The organism is Streptomyces sp. NPDC043996 (assembly GCF_056435225.1).
The window spans coordinates 25720-40407 of sequence record NZ_JBWKEY010000002.1 but is presented as its reverse complement, the minus strand read 5'-3'; the positions used below and the strand labels follow the sequence as shown (position 1 = coordinate 40407).

The following is a 14688-nucleotide window of genomic DNA, read 5'->3' as shown; positions in this document are numbered from 1 at the left end:
GGGCTCCTGCGAAGCTACTGAACGGTCGGTCAGCGGGTCAGTACATCACAGGAGTCCACGCGGCCCTGACTCGGCGGACCAGCCGCCCACAGAGTGGGCGGGGGAGCGGATCAGCCCGCCCGCCGGAGTGCGCGGCGTGCCGCGCCGTCTCAACTGATGCGCCTACTGGCGCGTCTACTGATGCGTCTACTTGTGGGTCTCTTCGTGGGTCTCTTCGTGGGTCTCCCTTCGGACGCGGCCCGTTCCGGCCCCCTCCGGCAGGGGCCCCGGCGGTCGATGTCAGCGGCGGCGCACATAATGGGGAGGCCTGAGCAGCCCTGTTTCTGGAGGTGCGCCGTGTCCCGGTCCCTGAGCCCCCTGCTCCGCTCGCTGGTGCCGGACGCCTTCGGCGCGGAGCCCGCCGGTGACCGCCTCGCGCGCATCCGCAGCTCGCCGCACTTCGCGGACGGCTCGTTCCAGAACCCGGTGGGCGCCCGCACCCGCCCCACCGGCTCCTCCCTGGAGTTCGCGAAGGTCTACTTCCGCCGCGAGGAGCGCGTCCGCCGCGCCCCCACGGGCCATGTGCCGGTGCACGCCACCACCCTCGCGGACCTCGCCAGGCCCCCGGCGAGCGGCCTGCGGCTCACCTGGATGGGGCACTCCAGCGTCCTCGCCGAGATCGACGGGCGCCGGGTGCTCTTCGACCCCGTGTGGGGCGAGCGGTGCTCGCCGTTCGCCTTCGCCGGGCCCAAGCGGCTGCACCCCGTGCCGGTGCCGCTGGCCGCGCTCGGCCCGGTCGACGCGGTCGTCATCTCCCACGACCACTACGACCACCTCGACCTGCCCACCATCAAGGCGCTCGCGGGCACCGACACGCTGTTCGTGGTGCCGCTCGGCGTCGGCGCGCACCTGGAGCACTGGGGCGTGCCCGCGGACCGGCTGCGCGAGCTGGACTGGCACGAGTCCACGGACGTCGCGGGCCTGACCCTCACGGCGACCCCCGCCCGGCACTTCTGCGGCCGGGGGCTGCGCAACCAGCAGCACACGCTGTGGGCGTCCTGGTGCGTCACGGGCCCCGAGCACCGCGTGTTCCACAGCGGCGACACCGGCTACTTCCCGGGCTTCAAGGAGATCGGCGCCGCCCACGGCCCCTTCGACGCCACAATGATCCAGATCGGTGCATATTCGGACTTCTGGCCTGATATCCACATGAAGCCCGCGGAAGGCGTGCGCGCCCACCTCGACCTCCAGGGCGGGCGCCCGCACGGCGTGCTGCTCCCGATCCACTGGGGCACGTTCAACCTCGCGCCCCACGCCTGGTCCGAGCCCGGCGAGGGCACACTCGCCGCCGCCCGCGCGGAAGGCGCCCCGGTCGCCCTGCCCATCCCAGGCGAGCCCTTCGAGCCCGCGTCCGACACCGTGCCCGACGCCCCCTGGTGGCGCGAGATCGCCGTCGCGCCCCGGGGCGGCTGGCCCGAGCCCGACAAGGGCCCGGCCCCGGACGCCTCCGGCCACCAGGCCGCCCCGGTCGGCTGACGAAGGCCCCGCCAGGGGGCGCGCGAGTCCGGTCCCGCCCGCCCCGGGCCCCGGTCAACTCCGCGCGCGCGGCGGGGGGTTCCCCGGGGGCGCGGCCCCGGCCGCGCGCCCCACGAGGGTCGCCGCGCACCGCGGGCCCCGGGCGGCCGAGGTCCTGACCGCCCGCGCCCGCCGCCACCACGGCTCCCGCGCCGCGTCGGGAACGGACGTCCGACACAAGCCCGTACCGCCCGACTGACGGTGTTCGCGCTGGCGTACGACGCTTTTCGCGCTGCCGTACGAGGCGTCATACCAGAGCGGGACGCGGTCCGCCGGACTTTGTCAACTGCCCGCCGCCCGCGATGTCTTGACGACTACCGTGTGTGGCCGTCGGGCGACGCAGGGATGACATCTTCGGCCTGCCGGCCGGCACCGCGATGCCATCGACGAGGTGCCGCAGCGGTCCGCCGCGGCACCCGCCGCTACGTACCGAGGACGCTGATGTCTCACCTTCGCGCACCGGCAGCACGCGCAGACCGCCGCGAGGGCGGGCGGCACGGCAGGTCCGGGGGCCGCGCCGCGCCGCCGTCCCCCGAGACGCGCATACGCCCGCAGCTGCTGCGGATCGCCGTGCTGCCCGCCGTCGCCGTGGGTCTGTGCGGCTGCGCCGCCGTGCTCTTCATGATCCGCTCCACCGGGACCCGGCCCGCGCCGCCGCTCCTCGCGCTCCTCGCCGTCGCCGCCCTGCTCGGCCTCACCGGCATCGTGGTCGCCGCGATGGCCGCCGACCGGGCCGCGCGGTCCGTGCGCGACCGGATCGGCGCGCTGCGCCGCACCACCGCACGCGGCCAGGCCGACCTGCGCACCCTCGTCGAGCAACTGCGCCGAGGCGACACCCCGGCGGTGCGCGAGGCCGCCACCAGGACCGCGCCGCCCGGCGACGAGTTCGGGCTGCTCGCCGACGAGCTCGCCCGCGCGCACGACGGCGCCGTCACCGCCGTCGTGCGGGCCTCCCGCCTCTCCAGCCAGGCGGGCAGCGAGCAGAAGGTCGAGGTCTTCGTGAACCTGGCCCGGCGCCTGCAGTCGCTCGTCCACCGCGAGATCTCCCTCCTGGACGAGCTGGAGAACTCCGTGGAGGACCCCGAACTCCTCAAGGGCCTCTTCCACATCGACCACCTGGCCACCCGCATCCGGCGCCACGCCGAGAACCTCGCCGTGCTCGGCGGCGCCATGTCGCGCCGCCAGTGGAGCAGGCCCGTGTCCATGATGGAGGTCCTTCGGTCCTCCATCGCCGAGGTCGAGCAGTACTCACGGGTCAAGCTGGTGCCGCCCGTCGACGGCACCCTGCGCGGCCACGCCGTCGCCGACGTCATCCACCTGCTCGCCGAACTCGTCGAGAACGCCACGGTGTTCTCCGCGCCGCACACCCAAGTCCTGCTCCGGGCCAACCGCGTCACGGCCGGGCTCGCCGTCGAGGTCGAGGACCGCGGCCTCGGCATGCCCGTCGCCGAGCAGAGCCGGATGAACCAACTCCTCGCCGACCCCGACCAGGTGAACGTCGCCAGCCTGCTCCAGGACGGCCGCATCGGCCTGTTCGTGGTCGCCGCGCTCGCCCGCAGACACGGCATCGCGGTGCGCCTGCAGACCAACATCTACGGCGGCGTCCAGGCCGTGCTCATCGTGCCCCAGGGCCTCCTCGGCGCGGAACACGACGACGCGCCCACCGCCCGCGGCGGCGCCCGCGAACCCGCCCCCGCCACCCCGGCCCCGTCCGCGCCCCGGCAGCACACCTCCGGCCACCACGCGCCGTACCAGAGCTCCGCCCCCGCCCCGTCCCACCAGGCCGCCCCCCGCCCCGCGCGACCCGCGAGAACCCCCGCGAACGCGAACGGCACCACCCCGCCCGCCCCGCTCCCCGTCCGCGGCACCCGCGGCGACCGGCCCACCCCCGCCGAAGCGCTGCCGGGCATCCGCCCCGAGGAGCGGCACGCCACCGCCGAGCACACCGCGACGCCGCCGGTGCCCCGGAGCACCGGCGCCGTCCGGGGCCGCGTCGGCAAACCCCTGCTGCCCAGGCGCCGCGCCCAGGAGCACCTCGCGCCCCAGCTGCGCGACGCCCGCGCCCCGCGCGTGGACGACGACAAGGCCGTCGGCCACGACCCCGGCCTGATGGCCGCGTTCCAGCGGGGCATCGGGCTCGCCCAGGCGGCGCAGGCACGGGAGTCCAGCGCCGAGCACGCCCTCGGAGTGCCCCCGGGCCCCGGCGACAGGGCCGCCCCCAGGGACCTGAGCGACCTCAGCGACCAGGGCGGCTGACCCGCACCACCCCCCACCCCGGCTGCCCGGCAGCCCTCGGGACCCTCTCGAACCCGTACCTTTCAAGGAGTCGATCCACCATGGCGAGCGATGTGCCGACCGGCCAGGTATCCGATCTCGACTGGCTGATGAGCGGCCTCGTGCAGCGCGTGCCGCACACCCACAGCGCCGTCCTGCTCTCCTGCGACGGACTCGTGAAGTCGGTCCATGGCCTCGACCCGGACAGCGCCGACCACATGGCGGCGCTCGCCTCGGGCCTGTACTCCCTGGGGCGCAGCGCGGGCGTCCGCTTCGGGGACGGCGGTGACGTGCGCCAGGTGGTCGTGGAGCTCGACTCCACGCTGCTCTTCGTCTCCACCGCGGGCTCCGGCACCTGTCTCGCCGTGCTCGCCGGGCGGGACGCGGACGCCGCCGTGCTCGGGTACGAGATGGCGATGCTCGTCAAGAGCGTCCGCCCGTACCTGGTGACAGCGCCGCGCCAGCCCGCCGGTGAGCCCGCGTCGATGAGGCGCTGAGCGTGGCGGCCCCGCACGACGGGCCATGGCTCGACGACGCCGCCGGGCGCCTGATCCGCCCGTACACCGTCAGCGACGGGCGCACCAGACCGACCGCGCGGCTCGACCTGCTGTCCCAGGTGAGGACGACCGGCACCACTCCCGCCGGCTACCTCGGCCCCGAGCACGCCCAGGCCCTCGGCCTGTGCGAGGCGCCCACGTCCGTCGCCGAGATCGCCGCCCAGCTGAAGCTGCCCGTGGCGGTGACCAAGGTGCTCCTGTCCGACCTCGTCGACTGCGGGGCGATCACCACCAGAGCCCCGGACTTCTACCACAACCCGACCGACCGGTCCCTGTTGGAGGCAGTGCTCGATGGACTACGACGACAGCTCTGACGCCTTCCCCACCGCGCTGAAGATCCTCGTGGCGGGCGGGTTCGGGGTCGGCAAGACCACCTTCGTGGGCGCGGTGAGCGAGATCGCGCCGCTGAGCACGGAGGAGTTGCTCACCACGGTCAGCGAGGCCACCGACGACCTGTCGGGCGTGGAGAACAAGACCACGACGACCGTCGCCATGGACTTCGGCCGGATCACGCTCGACCCGGAGCACGTGCTGTACCTGTTCGGCACGCCGGGGCAGGAACGCTTCTGGTTCATGTGGGACGAGCTCTCCGAAGGGGCGCTCGGCGCGGTCGTGCTCGCCGACACCCGCCGCCTCGAGGACTGCTTCGCCGCCGTCGACTTCTTCGAACAGCGCGGCATGGGATTCATCGTCGCCATCAACGAGTTCGACGGCGCCCACCGCTACGAACCGGATGAGGTCCGCACCGCCATCGACCTCGACCCGCAGGTGCCGGTCGTGCGCTGCGACGCGCGGATCTCGAGCTCCGGCATCCAGACCCTGCTCACCCTCGTCCGCCACCTGCTCGCCCACGCGCCCGCCGCGCCCACATCGGGAGCCCACACATGACCCATGGAGCACGCACATGATGTACGAAGCGACCGGCCGCCTGCTGGTGACCCCGGTCGACAGGGAGGCGCAGGCCCGGGTGCGGCGACTGCGGGAGCTCGACCTGGGGGAGCGGCCCGAGCCCGCGCTCGACGCGTTCGCGGACCGGCTCGCGCGGGTCATGGAAGCCCCGTACTCCATGGTCAACTTCGTGGGCGAGGAACACCAGTTCTTCGCCGGGCTGCACGCGCCCGAGGGCGTTGCCGCGGCCGCCGACGAGGAGTACGAGGAGGGCACCGCGCCGGGCGAGGGGGCGGACGCGCCGGTCGGCGGGGCGCACGGGCGCTACCGGGCGCGGGACCACGGCTACTGCCCGCACGTGATGGCGCGGGGCAAGGCCCTTGTCCTCGAAGACGTGAGCGACTACCCGCGGTTCGCGGGGAACCCGGTGGTCGACGAGCTCGGCGTCCGCTCCTACCTCGGCGCCCCGCTGATCGACCGCACGGGCGTCGCGCTCGGCACGGTCTGCGTGGAGGACGTGGAGCCCCGGCCGTGGGGCAGGAGCGGTCTGGACACGATCAAGTCGATGGCGGCGGAGCTGACCGAGCGCATCCGGCGCCGCGAGGCCGACGGGGAGCTCGGCGGGTCCTGGTGACGGGTGTCCGGCGGGCCGCGAGGAGGCGTCCGTGAGGGATGCCGGGGGGAGGGGGAGAGGGGGGCGAGAAGAGGGGGCGTCGGGTGTGTTGACGGTGGTGGTAAGCGATTACTACGGTGCGAGGCCATGACCGATGACCTTCGCCTCGGCGTCCTCGGATACGGCTTGCGCGGCTCGCTCGCCCGTACCGCCCACCGGCCCGGCGCGGGCTCCCGCGTCACCGCCCTCGCCGACCCCGACGGCGCGGCCCGCGCCCGCGCGGCCGAGGACTTCCCCGCCGCCCGCGTGGCCCCCGACGCCTGCGAGGTCGTCAAGGCCGATGACGTCGACGCCGTCCTCGTCCTCACCCCCGACCACACCCACGCCGCGCTCGCCCGCGCGGCCCTGCGCGCGGGCAAGCCCGTCTTCGTGGAGAAGCCCCTCGACGTCACCGTCGAGGGCTGCGACGCCGTCCTGCGGACCGCGTACGAGACCGGCACCCGCCTGTACGTGGGGCACAACATGCGCCACATGCCGGTCGTGCGGCTGATGCGGGACCTCATCAGGCGGGGCACGATCGGCGAGGTCAAGACGGTCTGGGTGCGGCACTTCGTGGGGTACGGCGGCGACTGGTACTTCAAGGACTGGCACGCCGAGCGGCGCTGCACCACCGGCCTGCTGCTCCAGAAGGCCGCGCACGACCTCGACGTCGTGCACTGGCTCGCGGGCGGCTACACCCGGCACGTCCAGGCGCTCGGCGACCTCATGGTCTACGGCGACATCCCGCACCGCCGCGCCCCCGGCGAGCCCAAGCCCGACGACTGGTACACCCAGGACGGCCACTGGCCCCCGCGCACCCAGCGCGGCCTCAACCCGGTGATCGACGTGGAGGACGTGTCCCTGGTCAACATGCGCCTGGACAACGGCGTGCTCGCCGCCTACCAGCAGTGCCACTTCACCCCCGACTACTGGCGCAACTACACGGTCATCGGCGACGCGGGCCGCCTGGAGAACTTCGGCGACGGACCCGGCGCCACGGTCCGCGTCTGGAACAGCCGCCGCTCGCTCCACCGCCCCGACGCCGACGCGGAGCACCCGGTGGCAGGCGTCCAGGACGAGGGCGGGCACGGCGGGGCGGATCCGCTCCTGATCGAGGAGTTCGTGCGCTTCGCCCGCGAGGGGGGACCCACCGACACCTCGCCGGTGGCCGCGCGCATGGCCGTCGCCGCCGGGGCGGGGGCCACGCGGTCGCTGCGGGACGGCGGCGGGCCCCGCGAGGTGACGCCGCCGGACGCGGAGCTCGCCGCGTACTTCGAACGGGGGCAGCGGCGCTAGACGGGACGGCTGAGACGCACGGGGCCCGCGTTGACGCGAGGGCCCGGTGCGCCTGGGGTCTGAAGGAAAGCTGCGGCCGCGCTTAAGAAATCCTCGATGGACCAGGGGCGCGCGGTACGGAAGATTCTTCAGGCATACCCCCCAGCTTCCCTACGTCAGGAGCCGTCGCGTGAAGGCGCTGGTCAAGGAGAAAGCGGAGCCCGGCCTCCGCCTGATGGACGTCCCGGAGCCGGTCATCGGACCCGGCGACGTCCTGATCAAGGTGCTGCGCACCGGCATCTGCGGCACCGACCTCCACATCAGGGCCTGGGACGGCTGGGCGCAGCAGACGATCCAGGCGCCGCTGGTGGTCGGCCACGAGTTCGTGGGCGAGGTCGTCGAGACCGGCAGGGACGTGGCCGACGTCACGGTGGGCGACCTGGTCAGCGGCGAGGGCCATCTGGTGTGCGGCAAGTGCCGCAACTGTCTGGCCGGGCGGCGCCACCTGTGCCGCGCCACGGTGGGGCTCGGGGTGGGGCGCGACGGCGCGTTCGCGGAGTACGTGGCGCTGCCCGCGTCCAACGTGTGGGTGCACCGGGTGCCGGTCGACCTCGACATAGCGGCGATCTTCGACCCGTTCGGCAACGCCGTGCACACCGCCCTGTCCTTCCCGCTCGTCGGCGAGGACGTGCTGATCACCGGCGCCGGGCCGATCGGCCTGATGGCCGCGGCGGTCGCCCGGCACGCGGGCGCCCGCAACGTCGTCGTCACCGACGTCAGCGAGGACCGGCTGCAGCTGGCCCGCAAGATCGGCGTCAGCCTGGCCCTGAACGTCGCCGAGTCGACCATCGCCGACGGACAGCGTGAGCTCGGCCTGCGCGAGGGCTTCGACGTGGGCCTGGAGATGTCCGGCAACCCGCGCGCGATGCGCGACATGGTCGCCAACATGACCCACGGCGGCAAGATCGCGATGCTCGGCCTGCCGGCCGAGGAGTTCGCGGTCGACTGGGCCCGGATCGTCACCTCCATGATCACCATCAAGGGCATCTACGGCCGCGAGATGTTCGAGACCTGGTACGCGATGTCCGTGCTCCTCGAAGGCGGCCTCGACCTCACGCCCGTGGTCACCGGACGCTACGCCCACCGTGACTTCCAGGCGGCCTTCGACGACGCGGCCAGCGGCCGCGGCGGCAAGGTCATCCTCGACTGGACCCTCTGACCACCCCGGACCTTCCGAACCTTCCCGGCCCCCTTGGAGACTGCCTTCATGTTCGACTCCGTACGCGACGACCTGCGCGCCACCCTCGACGAGATCCGCGCCGCCGGCCTGCACAAGCCCGAGCGCGTCATCGGCACGCCGCAGTCCGCCACGGTCGCCGTCACCGCGGGGGGCCGCCCCGGCGAGGTGCTGAACTTCTGCGCGAACAACTACCTCGGCCTCGCCGACCACCCCGAGGTGATCGCCGCCGCCCACGAGGCGCTCGACCGCTGGGGCTACGGCATGGCGTCCGTACGCTTCATCTGCGGCACCCAGGAGGTCCACAAGGAGCTGGAGGCGCGCCTTTCCGCCTTCCTCGGCCAGGAGGACACGATCCTCTACTCCTCCTGCTTCGACGCCAACGGCGGTGTCTTCGAGACCCTGCTCGGCCCCGAGGACGCGGTCATCTCCGACGCGCTGAACCACGCGTCGATCATCGACGGCATCCGTCTGTCCAAGGCCCGCCGCTTCCGCTACGCCAACCGCGACATGGCCGACCTGGAGAAGCAGCTCAAGGAGGCCACCGAGGGCGGCGCCCGGCGCAAGCTGATCGTCACCGACGGCGTCTTCTCCATGGACGGCTACGTCGCCCCGCTCGCGGACATCTGCGACCTCGCCGAGCGGTACGACGCCATGGTCATGGTCGACGACTCGCACGCCGTCGGCTTCGTCGGCCCCGGCGGGCGCGGCACGCCCGAGCTGCACGGCGTCATGGACCGCGTCGACATCATCACCGGCACCCTCGGCAAGGCCCTCGGCGGCGCCTCCGGCGGCTATGTCGCCGCGCGCGCCGAGATCGTCGCCCTGCTGCGCCAGCGGTCGCGCCCCTACCTGTTCTCCAACACCCTCGCGCCGGTGATCGCGGCGGCGTCCCTGAAGGTCATCGACCTCCTTGAGTCGGCCGGCGACCTGCGCGAACGCCTCGCGGCGAACACCGCGCTCTTCCGGTCCCGGATGACCGCGGAGGGCTTCGACGTCCTGCCCGGGGACCATGCGATCGCGCCCGTCATGATCGGGGACGCGGCGGTGGCCGGGCGCATGGCCGAGCTGCTCCTCGAGCGGGGTGTGTATGTGATCGGCTTCTCGTACCCCGTGGTGCCGCAGGGGCAGGCTCGGATTCGGGTGCAGTTGTCGGCGGCGCACTCCACGGAGGATGTCGACCGGGCTGTGGAGGCGTTTGTGGGGGCGCGGGCGGAGCTGGCCTGATCCCTCGCGGTGCGCCCCAGGCCCGCCCCTTCCCACTCCGGGTGCGGCTGCCCCCGTTCCCCCGCTCAAAGCCAATCGGCGCTGGCGCGCCTCGTCCTCAAACGCCGGACGGGCTGAAATACCCGCGCTTGCGCGCTTGTCCTCAAACGCCGGACGGGCTTGAACTACCGCCGGACGGCTAGATCACCAGGCTGGCGCGGCTGTTAGCCCACCCACCCACCCGCGAGCCGCTAGGTCGGGGAGTGCGGGGGCAGCCGCAGGTGTAAGGGCGGGTGGGTGGGAGGAAAAAGCGCGCCCAGGGGTGCGAGGTGGGCCGCAGCGGGGCCCGCGGCCACACGGTGGGAGAATGGCGGGCATGATCGAAGCCCGGCGGCTGCACATCCTGCGCGCGGTGGCCGACCACCGTACGGTGACCGCCGCTGCCGCCGCCCTCTACCTCACCCCGTCCGCCGTCTCCCAGCAGCTCACCGCCCTGGAGCAGGAGACGGGCCACCGCCTGGTGGACCGCTCGGCGCGCGGCGTGCGGCTCACCCCGGCGGGCGAGATCCTGCTCGCGCACACGAACGCCGTGCTCGCGCAGCTGGAGCGGGCCGAGGCCGAGCTGGCCGCGTACAGCTCGGGCGCGGCGGGCACCGTGACGCTGGCGTCGTTCGCCACCGGCATCGGCCTGGTCGTCGCCCCCGCCCTGACCCGCCTGGCCGAGACCGCGCCCGGCATCCGCGTCCGGGTCCAGGACGCCGAGGGCGACGCGAGCCTGCCGATGGTGCTGGACCGGCAGGTGGACGTCGCCGTCGCCGTCGAGTACCGGGGCGCGCCGGGCGTCGACGACCCCCGCCTGACACGGGTCCCGCTCTACGCCGAGCCCTTCGACGCGGTGCTGCCCGTGGCCCATCCGCTGGCCGGTCTCGGCCGGGTCCCGCTCGGCGGCCTCGCCAAGGACGCGTGGATCGGACCCTTCCCCGGCAACCCCTGCCACGACGTGGTCGTCCTCGCCTGCGAGCAGGCCGGTTTCCAGCCGGTCCTCGAACATACGTCGGATGACTTCCGTGCGGTCGTCGCGCTTGCCTCCGCGGGGGCCGGAGTGGCCCTCGTCCCCCGGTCCGCGCTGCGCGGCATGGACGTGGCGGACGTGGCGATCCGGCCGGTCGACGGGATCGCCCCCACGCGACGGGTGTTCGCGGCCGTACGCTGCGGGGCCGAGGAGCATCCGCTGATCGCCCCGGTGCTCGGCGCGCTGGGCGAGGCCGCGGACGGATAGCGGCTGCTGGGGGCGGCCGGGGCGTACGGCTGAGAGGCCGTCACACGACGGTACGCCGGTAGACCTGTCGCGAGCCGCCCTCCGGGCCCGGGGCGGCGGCTTCGGCGGGCGTGAAGCCGAGGCCCTCGTAGAAGGCGCGGGCGCCGCTGGTGACGGCGCCCGGGTGGTCGGCCCCGAACGTGATCACCTCAAGGGTGCCGGGGCCCGGCAGGAGCCTGCGGGTCGCCTCCGCCATGAGCGCCTGCCCCACGCCCTGCCCGCGTGCCCCCTGCGACACGACGAGCCAGTGCACATGGGCCGCCTCCGCCTCCTCGCCGAACAGCAGCCCGCCGAGCAGGTCAGGGCCCGCGCCGGTCGCGACGAGCGCGGCGGACCGGCGGAGGTGCTCGCGCACCGCCTCGTGGAAGCCGGGTTCCTCGACCATCGGGCCGAACCAGTGCTCCACCTCGGCGGCGAGACGGAGGAAGCCGGGGAAGTCGCTCTCCTGTGCCAGTCGGACGATCATGCGGACAGTGTGTCAGGGGCACGTCGACGCCGGTCGCGCGCACCCTGAGGAAAACCGCCTGGGCGGCCGGACGGGGGATGACGTATGAAGGTCCGATGGGGATGCGAATAGAAGTGCTGGGCCCGGTACAGGTGTTCGGCGACGACGGTGTGCTCGTCGAAGTCTCGGGCGCCCGGCTGCGGATGCTCCTGGCCCGGCTCGCGCTGTCCGTGGGCAAGGCCGTGTCGTCCGAGGCGCTCATCGAGGGCATCTGGGGCGCCGAGTCCCCGGTGGGCAACACCAACACGCTGCACGCGCTGGTGCACCGGCTGCGGCGGGCCCTGCCGGAGTCCGGCGTGATCGAGTCGCTGCCCGTGGGATACCGCCTCGCGCTCCCGGCCGACCGCGTGGACGCGCACCGGTTCGAGGCCCTCGCCGCGCGCGGCAGGCGCGAGCTGAAGACGGGCGACGCCGAGCGGGCGGCGGCGACGCTCGGGGACGCGCTCGCGCTGTGGCACGGCGACGCGTTCGCCGACGTGTCGGCCGCCCCGTTCGCGGAGGCCGCGGGGGCGCGCCTGGAGGAACTGCGCGCCGTGGCCCACGAGGACCGGCTCGACGCGGAACTGCGCCTCGGCCGGCACGCCGAGGCGCTGCCCGACCTGGAGGAGGTCTGCGCGGACCACCCGCTGCGGGAGCGCCCGGCCGCGCTGCGCATGCGCGCCCTGTCCGCGACGGGCCGCCAGTCGGACGCGCTCGCCGCGTACGAGGACATCCGGTGCAGGCTCGCCGCCGAGCTCGGCGTCGGCCCCTCCGCCGAACTGCGCCGCACCCATGTCGCGGTGCTGCGCGGCGAGGTGGACCGGCCGGTGCCGCGCACCGAACCCGTGCCCGGCCGGCTGCCGGAGCCCCTGACGTCGTTCGTGGGCCGCGCCGAGGAGCTCAAGCTGCTCGCCGAGCTGATGGAGAGCGCCCGCCTGGTGACCGTGGTCGGCCCCGGCGGCGTCGGCAAGACCCGCCTCGTGGTCGAGGCGGCGTCCCGGCACCCGGCCTACCGCGACGGCAGGCTGTGGCTGGTGCCGCTGGCCGGGGTGGAGAACCCGCAGGAGGTGGCCGCGGCGATCCTCGGGGCCATCGGCTCGGGCACCGCGCAGGCCGCGGGCGGCGGGCAGGGCGAGCCCCTTGACCGCGTCGCCGAACTGCTCGGCGGGGGCGAGTGCGTGGTCGTTCTCGACAACTGCGAACACGTCGTCGCCGAAGCGGCGCGGGCCGCGCGGCAGCTGCTCCAGGCGCGGCCGCGGCTGACCGTCCTCGCCACCAGCAGGGAGTCGCTTGAAGTCATGGGCGAGGCCGTGTGCCGCATCGGCCCGCTGCACGTCCCGGCGAGCGGCACGGCGCCCGCCACCGCCGCCGAAGCGCCCGCCGTACGCCTGTTCCTGGACCGCGCGGCGGCCGTCCGGCCCGGCTTCGCGCTCGAAGAGGCCACCGCCGACGCGGTCGTGGACGTCGTGCGCCGCCTCGACGGGCTGCCGCTCGCCCTGGAACTGGCGGCCGCGCGGCTGCGTACGATGACCATCGGCCAGATCGCCCGGCGGCTCGACGACCGCTTCCGGCTCCTTTCCACGGGCAACCGCGACGCGCAGCCCCGACAGCGCACTCTGAGCGCGGTGTTCGAGTGGAGCTGGGACCTGCTGACCGAGCGCGAGCGGGTCCTCGCGCGGCGGCTCGCGGCCTTCCCCGCCGCCAGCGGCGTCGACGCGATCGAGGCGGTCTGCGCCGACGAGCGGCAGCTCGTTCCCGGTGACGTCGTCTACGTCCTCGGCTCCCTCGTCGACAAGTCGCTCGTGGAGCAGAGCGGCGAGGGATACCGGATGCTGGAGAGCATCCGCGCGTTCGCCGCCGAGGAGCTGGCGCGGGCGGGCGAACGGGAGCGCATCCGGGCCTGCTTCGTCCGCGCCTTCGCCGCGCTGGCCGCCGAGCACGACCCGCTGCTGCGCTCCCACGGGCAGGTGTCGTCACTGCTGCTCCTCGAAGTCGAGTACGACAACCTGGTGTTCGCGCTGCGGTCCGCGCTCGACGACCGGGACGGGGACGCCGTGGCACGGCTGCTCGGCCTGCTGTACCCGTACTGGACCCAGGTGCGCTACGACGCCCGTACGACATCGTTCGTGAGCCAGGCGATCGCGCTCGGGGCCGAACTGCCCGCACCCGCACGGGCCGCGTTCACCGCGATCGACGCCCTGGTCGGCGCCGGCGCCCCGACCACCGACCCCGACGAGGTGCGCGCCCTGATCGCCGACTGCGTCGCTGCCGGTGCGATGGAGCGGTATCCGCTGCTCCTGACCATCACCTTGCACACCGCGCACAACATGGGCCTCGACGACCTGGCCGAGGCCGAGATGGCCCGGGCGCGCCGCCTTCCGGACCCCTGGGTCCGCGCCCATATGTCCCTCCTGGAGGGCACGCTCGCCGGAAGCCGCGGCGAGTGGGCGGCGCACATGCGCATGATCGCCCGCGCGGCCAGCGAGTTCACCGAGATCGGCGACCGGCGGTGGGCGGCGGTCTCGCTGCTCCTGGTGTCCCGGGCCCACTCCGTCAAGGGCGAGCACGGCACGGCCATCGCGATGCTGCGGCGGGCCCTTGGGCTCGTCGCGGGACTCGGCACGCAGGACGAGGTCATCGGCCTGATGGAGCTGGCCGTCGAGCGGACGCGCGCCGGGGACGCGCACGGCGGCGCCCGCGACGCCGACCGGGCCGAACAGCTGATGAGGGTGCACGGCCACTGGCTCATGGAGCTCGCGGTGCTGCGGGGCCGCGTCGAGATCCACCGCCGCGCGGGCGACCTCACCCAGGCCGAGCGAGTACGGGAGCAGATGGACGAGGCCGCGCGCCGACAGGGGCACGCCGAGCCGCAGAACTGGCTCGCCGCGTCCCGCATGGCCCTCAGCCTGGCGGCCGGGGACGTCAAGGGCGCCCGCGAGCTGCTGCCCGCGGTGATCACAGGGGCCCAGACCACCGGCGACCTCGCCCCGGTCGCCGAGCAGCTGGCCCGGCTGCGCTTCCTCGAAGGCGACCCGCGCGGCGCGGCGACCGCGCTCGGCATGAGCGAGGCCCTGCGCGGCGCCTTCGACGAGGGCGACCCCGAGCTGCGCGCCCTGGTCACCGACATCACCCGGGAGCTCGGCGGGCCCGCCTACGCGGCGGCGTACCGCGAGGGCGCGAGGCTGTCGCGCACCGACGTCTTCGCCCGCTGGACGCCCTGAGCGCCCTGTCCGGACCCGGCTC

The 14688-nt window shown here is 74.2% G+C and carries 12 protein-coding genes; 11 read left to right on the top strand and 1 reads right to left on the bottom strand.

The window, feature by feature from the left end:
• Window positions 1–297 precede the first annotated feature (297 nt).
• From AC07A4_RS04865 to AC07A4_RS04820, 10 genes are all read left to right on the top strand, one after another.
• Window positions 298–1515 carry an MBL fold metallo-hydrolase gene (locus tag AC07A4_RS04865; protein ID WP_478593058.1) on the top strand — a complete coding sequence of 406 codons (1218 nt, stop codon included), beginning with the start codon at window positions 298–300 and terminating at the stop codon, window positions 1513–1515.
• Between the two features lie 480 nt (window positions 1516–1995).
• Window positions 1996–3810 carry a sensor histidine kinase gene (locus tag AC07A4_RS04860; RefSeq protein ID WP_478593056.1) on the top strand — a complete coding sequence of 605 codons (1815 nt, stop codon included), beginning with the start codon at window positions 1996–1998 and terminating at the stop codon, window positions 3808–3810.
• An 80-nt stretch (window positions 3811–3890) separates the two neighbouring features.
• Window positions 3891–4325 carry a roadblock/LC7 domain-containing protein gene (locus AC07A4_RS04855; RefSeq protein ID WP_478593053.1) on the top strand — a complete coding sequence of 145 codons (435 nt, stop codon included), beginning with the start codon at window positions 3891–3893 and terminating at the stop codon, window positions 4323–4325.
• Between the two features lie 2 nt (window positions 4326–4327).
• Window positions 4328–4699 (top strand): DUF742 domain-containing protein, encoded by a 372-nt coding sequence (locus AC07A4_RS04850; protein ID WP_478593051.1) that lies wholly within the window; start codon window positions 4328–4330, stop codon window positions 4697–4699.
• Window positions 4677–5273, top strand: coding sequence for a GTP-binding protein (locus AC07A4_RS04845; protein ID WP_478593049.1), 597 nt, complete (start codon window positions 4677–4679; stop codon window positions 5271–5273). The genes AC07A4_RS04850 and AC07A4_RS04845 overlap by 23 nt, the downstream gene beginning before the upstream one ends.
• 16 nt (window positions 5274–5289) lie before the next feature.
• Window positions 5290–5907: a GAF domain-containing protein gene (locus tag AC07A4_RS04840; protein ID WP_478593046.1), complete on the top strand. Its 618-nt coding sequence runs from the start codon at window positions 5290–5292 to the stop codon at window positions 5905–5907.
• A 126-nt stretch (window positions 5908–6033) separates the two neighbouring features.
• Complete coding sequence (locus AC07A4_RS04835) at window positions 6034–7221, top strand: Gfo/Idh/MocA family protein (RefSeq protein ID WP_478593044.1); 1188 nt, start codon at window positions 6034–6036, stop codon at window positions 7219–7221.
• 169 nt (window positions 7222–7390) lie between these two features.
• On the top strand, window positions 7391–8419 hold the full coding sequence (gene tdh / locus AC07A4_RS04830; protein ID WP_478593042.1) for an L-threonine 3-dehydrogenase: 1029 nt from the start codon (window positions 7391–7393) through the stop codon (window positions 8417–8419).
• A gap of 48 nt (window positions 8420–8467) precedes the next feature.
• A complete protein-coding gene (locus AC07A4_RS04825) occupies window positions 8468–9664 on the top strand; it encodes a glycine C-acetyltransferase (protein ID WP_478593039.1) in 1197 nt (398 codons plus the stop codon).
• A 355-nt stretch (window positions 9665–10019) separates the two neighbouring features.
• Complete coding sequence (locus tag AC07A4_RS04820; RefSeq protein ID WP_478593036.1) at window positions 10020–10922, top strand: LysR family transcriptional regulator; 903 nt, start codon at window positions 10020–10022, stop codon at window positions 10920–10922.
• Window positions 10923–10962: 40 nt separating this feature from the next.
• Here the strand turns inward: AC07A4_RS04820 and AC07A4_RS04815 are convergent, their stop codons facing one another.
• Window positions 10963–11427 carry a GNAT family N-acetyltransferase gene (locus AC07A4_RS04815; RefSeq protein ID WP_478593033.1) on the bottom strand — a complete coding sequence of 155 codons (465 nt, stop codon included), beginning with the start codon at window positions 11425–11427 and terminating at the stop codon, window positions 10963–10965.
• 101 nt (window positions 11428–11528) lie between these two features.
• Between AC07A4_RS04815 and AC07A4_RS04810 the strand changes: the two genes are divergently transcribed.
• Window positions 11529–14666, top strand: coding sequence for an AfsR/SARP family transcriptional regulator (locus AC07A4_RS04810; RefSeq protein ID WP_478593030.1), 3138 nt, complete (start codon window positions 11529–11531; stop codon window positions 14664–14666).
• Window positions 14667–14688: the final 22 nt, after the last annotated feature.

Bases quoted from the DNA above. Each gene is read 5' to 3' on its own strand.
- AC07A4_RS04860 (WP_478593056.1), top strand. From the start codon at position 1,996: ATGTCTCACCTTCGCGCACCGGCAGCACGCGCAGACCGCCGCGAGGGC.
- AC07A4_RS04845 (WP_478593049.1), top strand. From the start codon at position 4,677: ATGGACTACGACGACAGCTCTGACGCCTTCCCCACCGCGCTGAAGATC.
- AC07A4_RS04825 (WP_478593039.1), top strand. From the start codon at position 8,468: ATGTTCGACTCCGTACGCGACGACCTGCGCGCCACCCTCGACGAGATC.
- AC07A4_RS04865 (WP_478593058.1), top strand. From the start codon at position 298: ATGGGGAGGCCTGAGCAGCCCTGTTTCTGGAGGTGCGCCGTGTCCCGG.
- AC07A4_RS04840 (WP_478593046.1), top strand. From the start codon at position 5,290: ATGATGTACGAAGCGACCGGCCGCCTGCTGGTGACCCCGGTCGACAGG.
- AC07A4_RS04855 (WP_478593053.1), top strand. From the start codon at position 3,891: ATGGCGAGCGATGTGCCGACCGGCCAGGTATCCGATCTCGACTGGCTG.
- AC07A4_RS04820 (WP_478593036.1), top strand. From the start codon at position 10,020: ATGATCGAAGCCCGGCGGCTGCACATCCTGCGCGCGGTGGCCGACCAC.
- AC07A4_RS04815 (WP_478593033.1), bottom strand. From the start codon at position 11,427: ATGATCGTCCGACTGGCACAGGAGAGCGACTTCCCCGGCTTCCTCCGT.
- AC07A4_RS04810 (WP_478593030.1), top strand. From the start codon at position 11,529: ATGCGAATAGAAGTGCTGGGCCCGGTACAGGTGTTCGGCGACGACGGT.
- AC07A4_RS04835 (WP_478593044.1), top strand. From the start codon at position 6,034: ATGACCGATGACCTTCGCCTCGGCGTCCTCGGATACGGCTTGCGCGGC.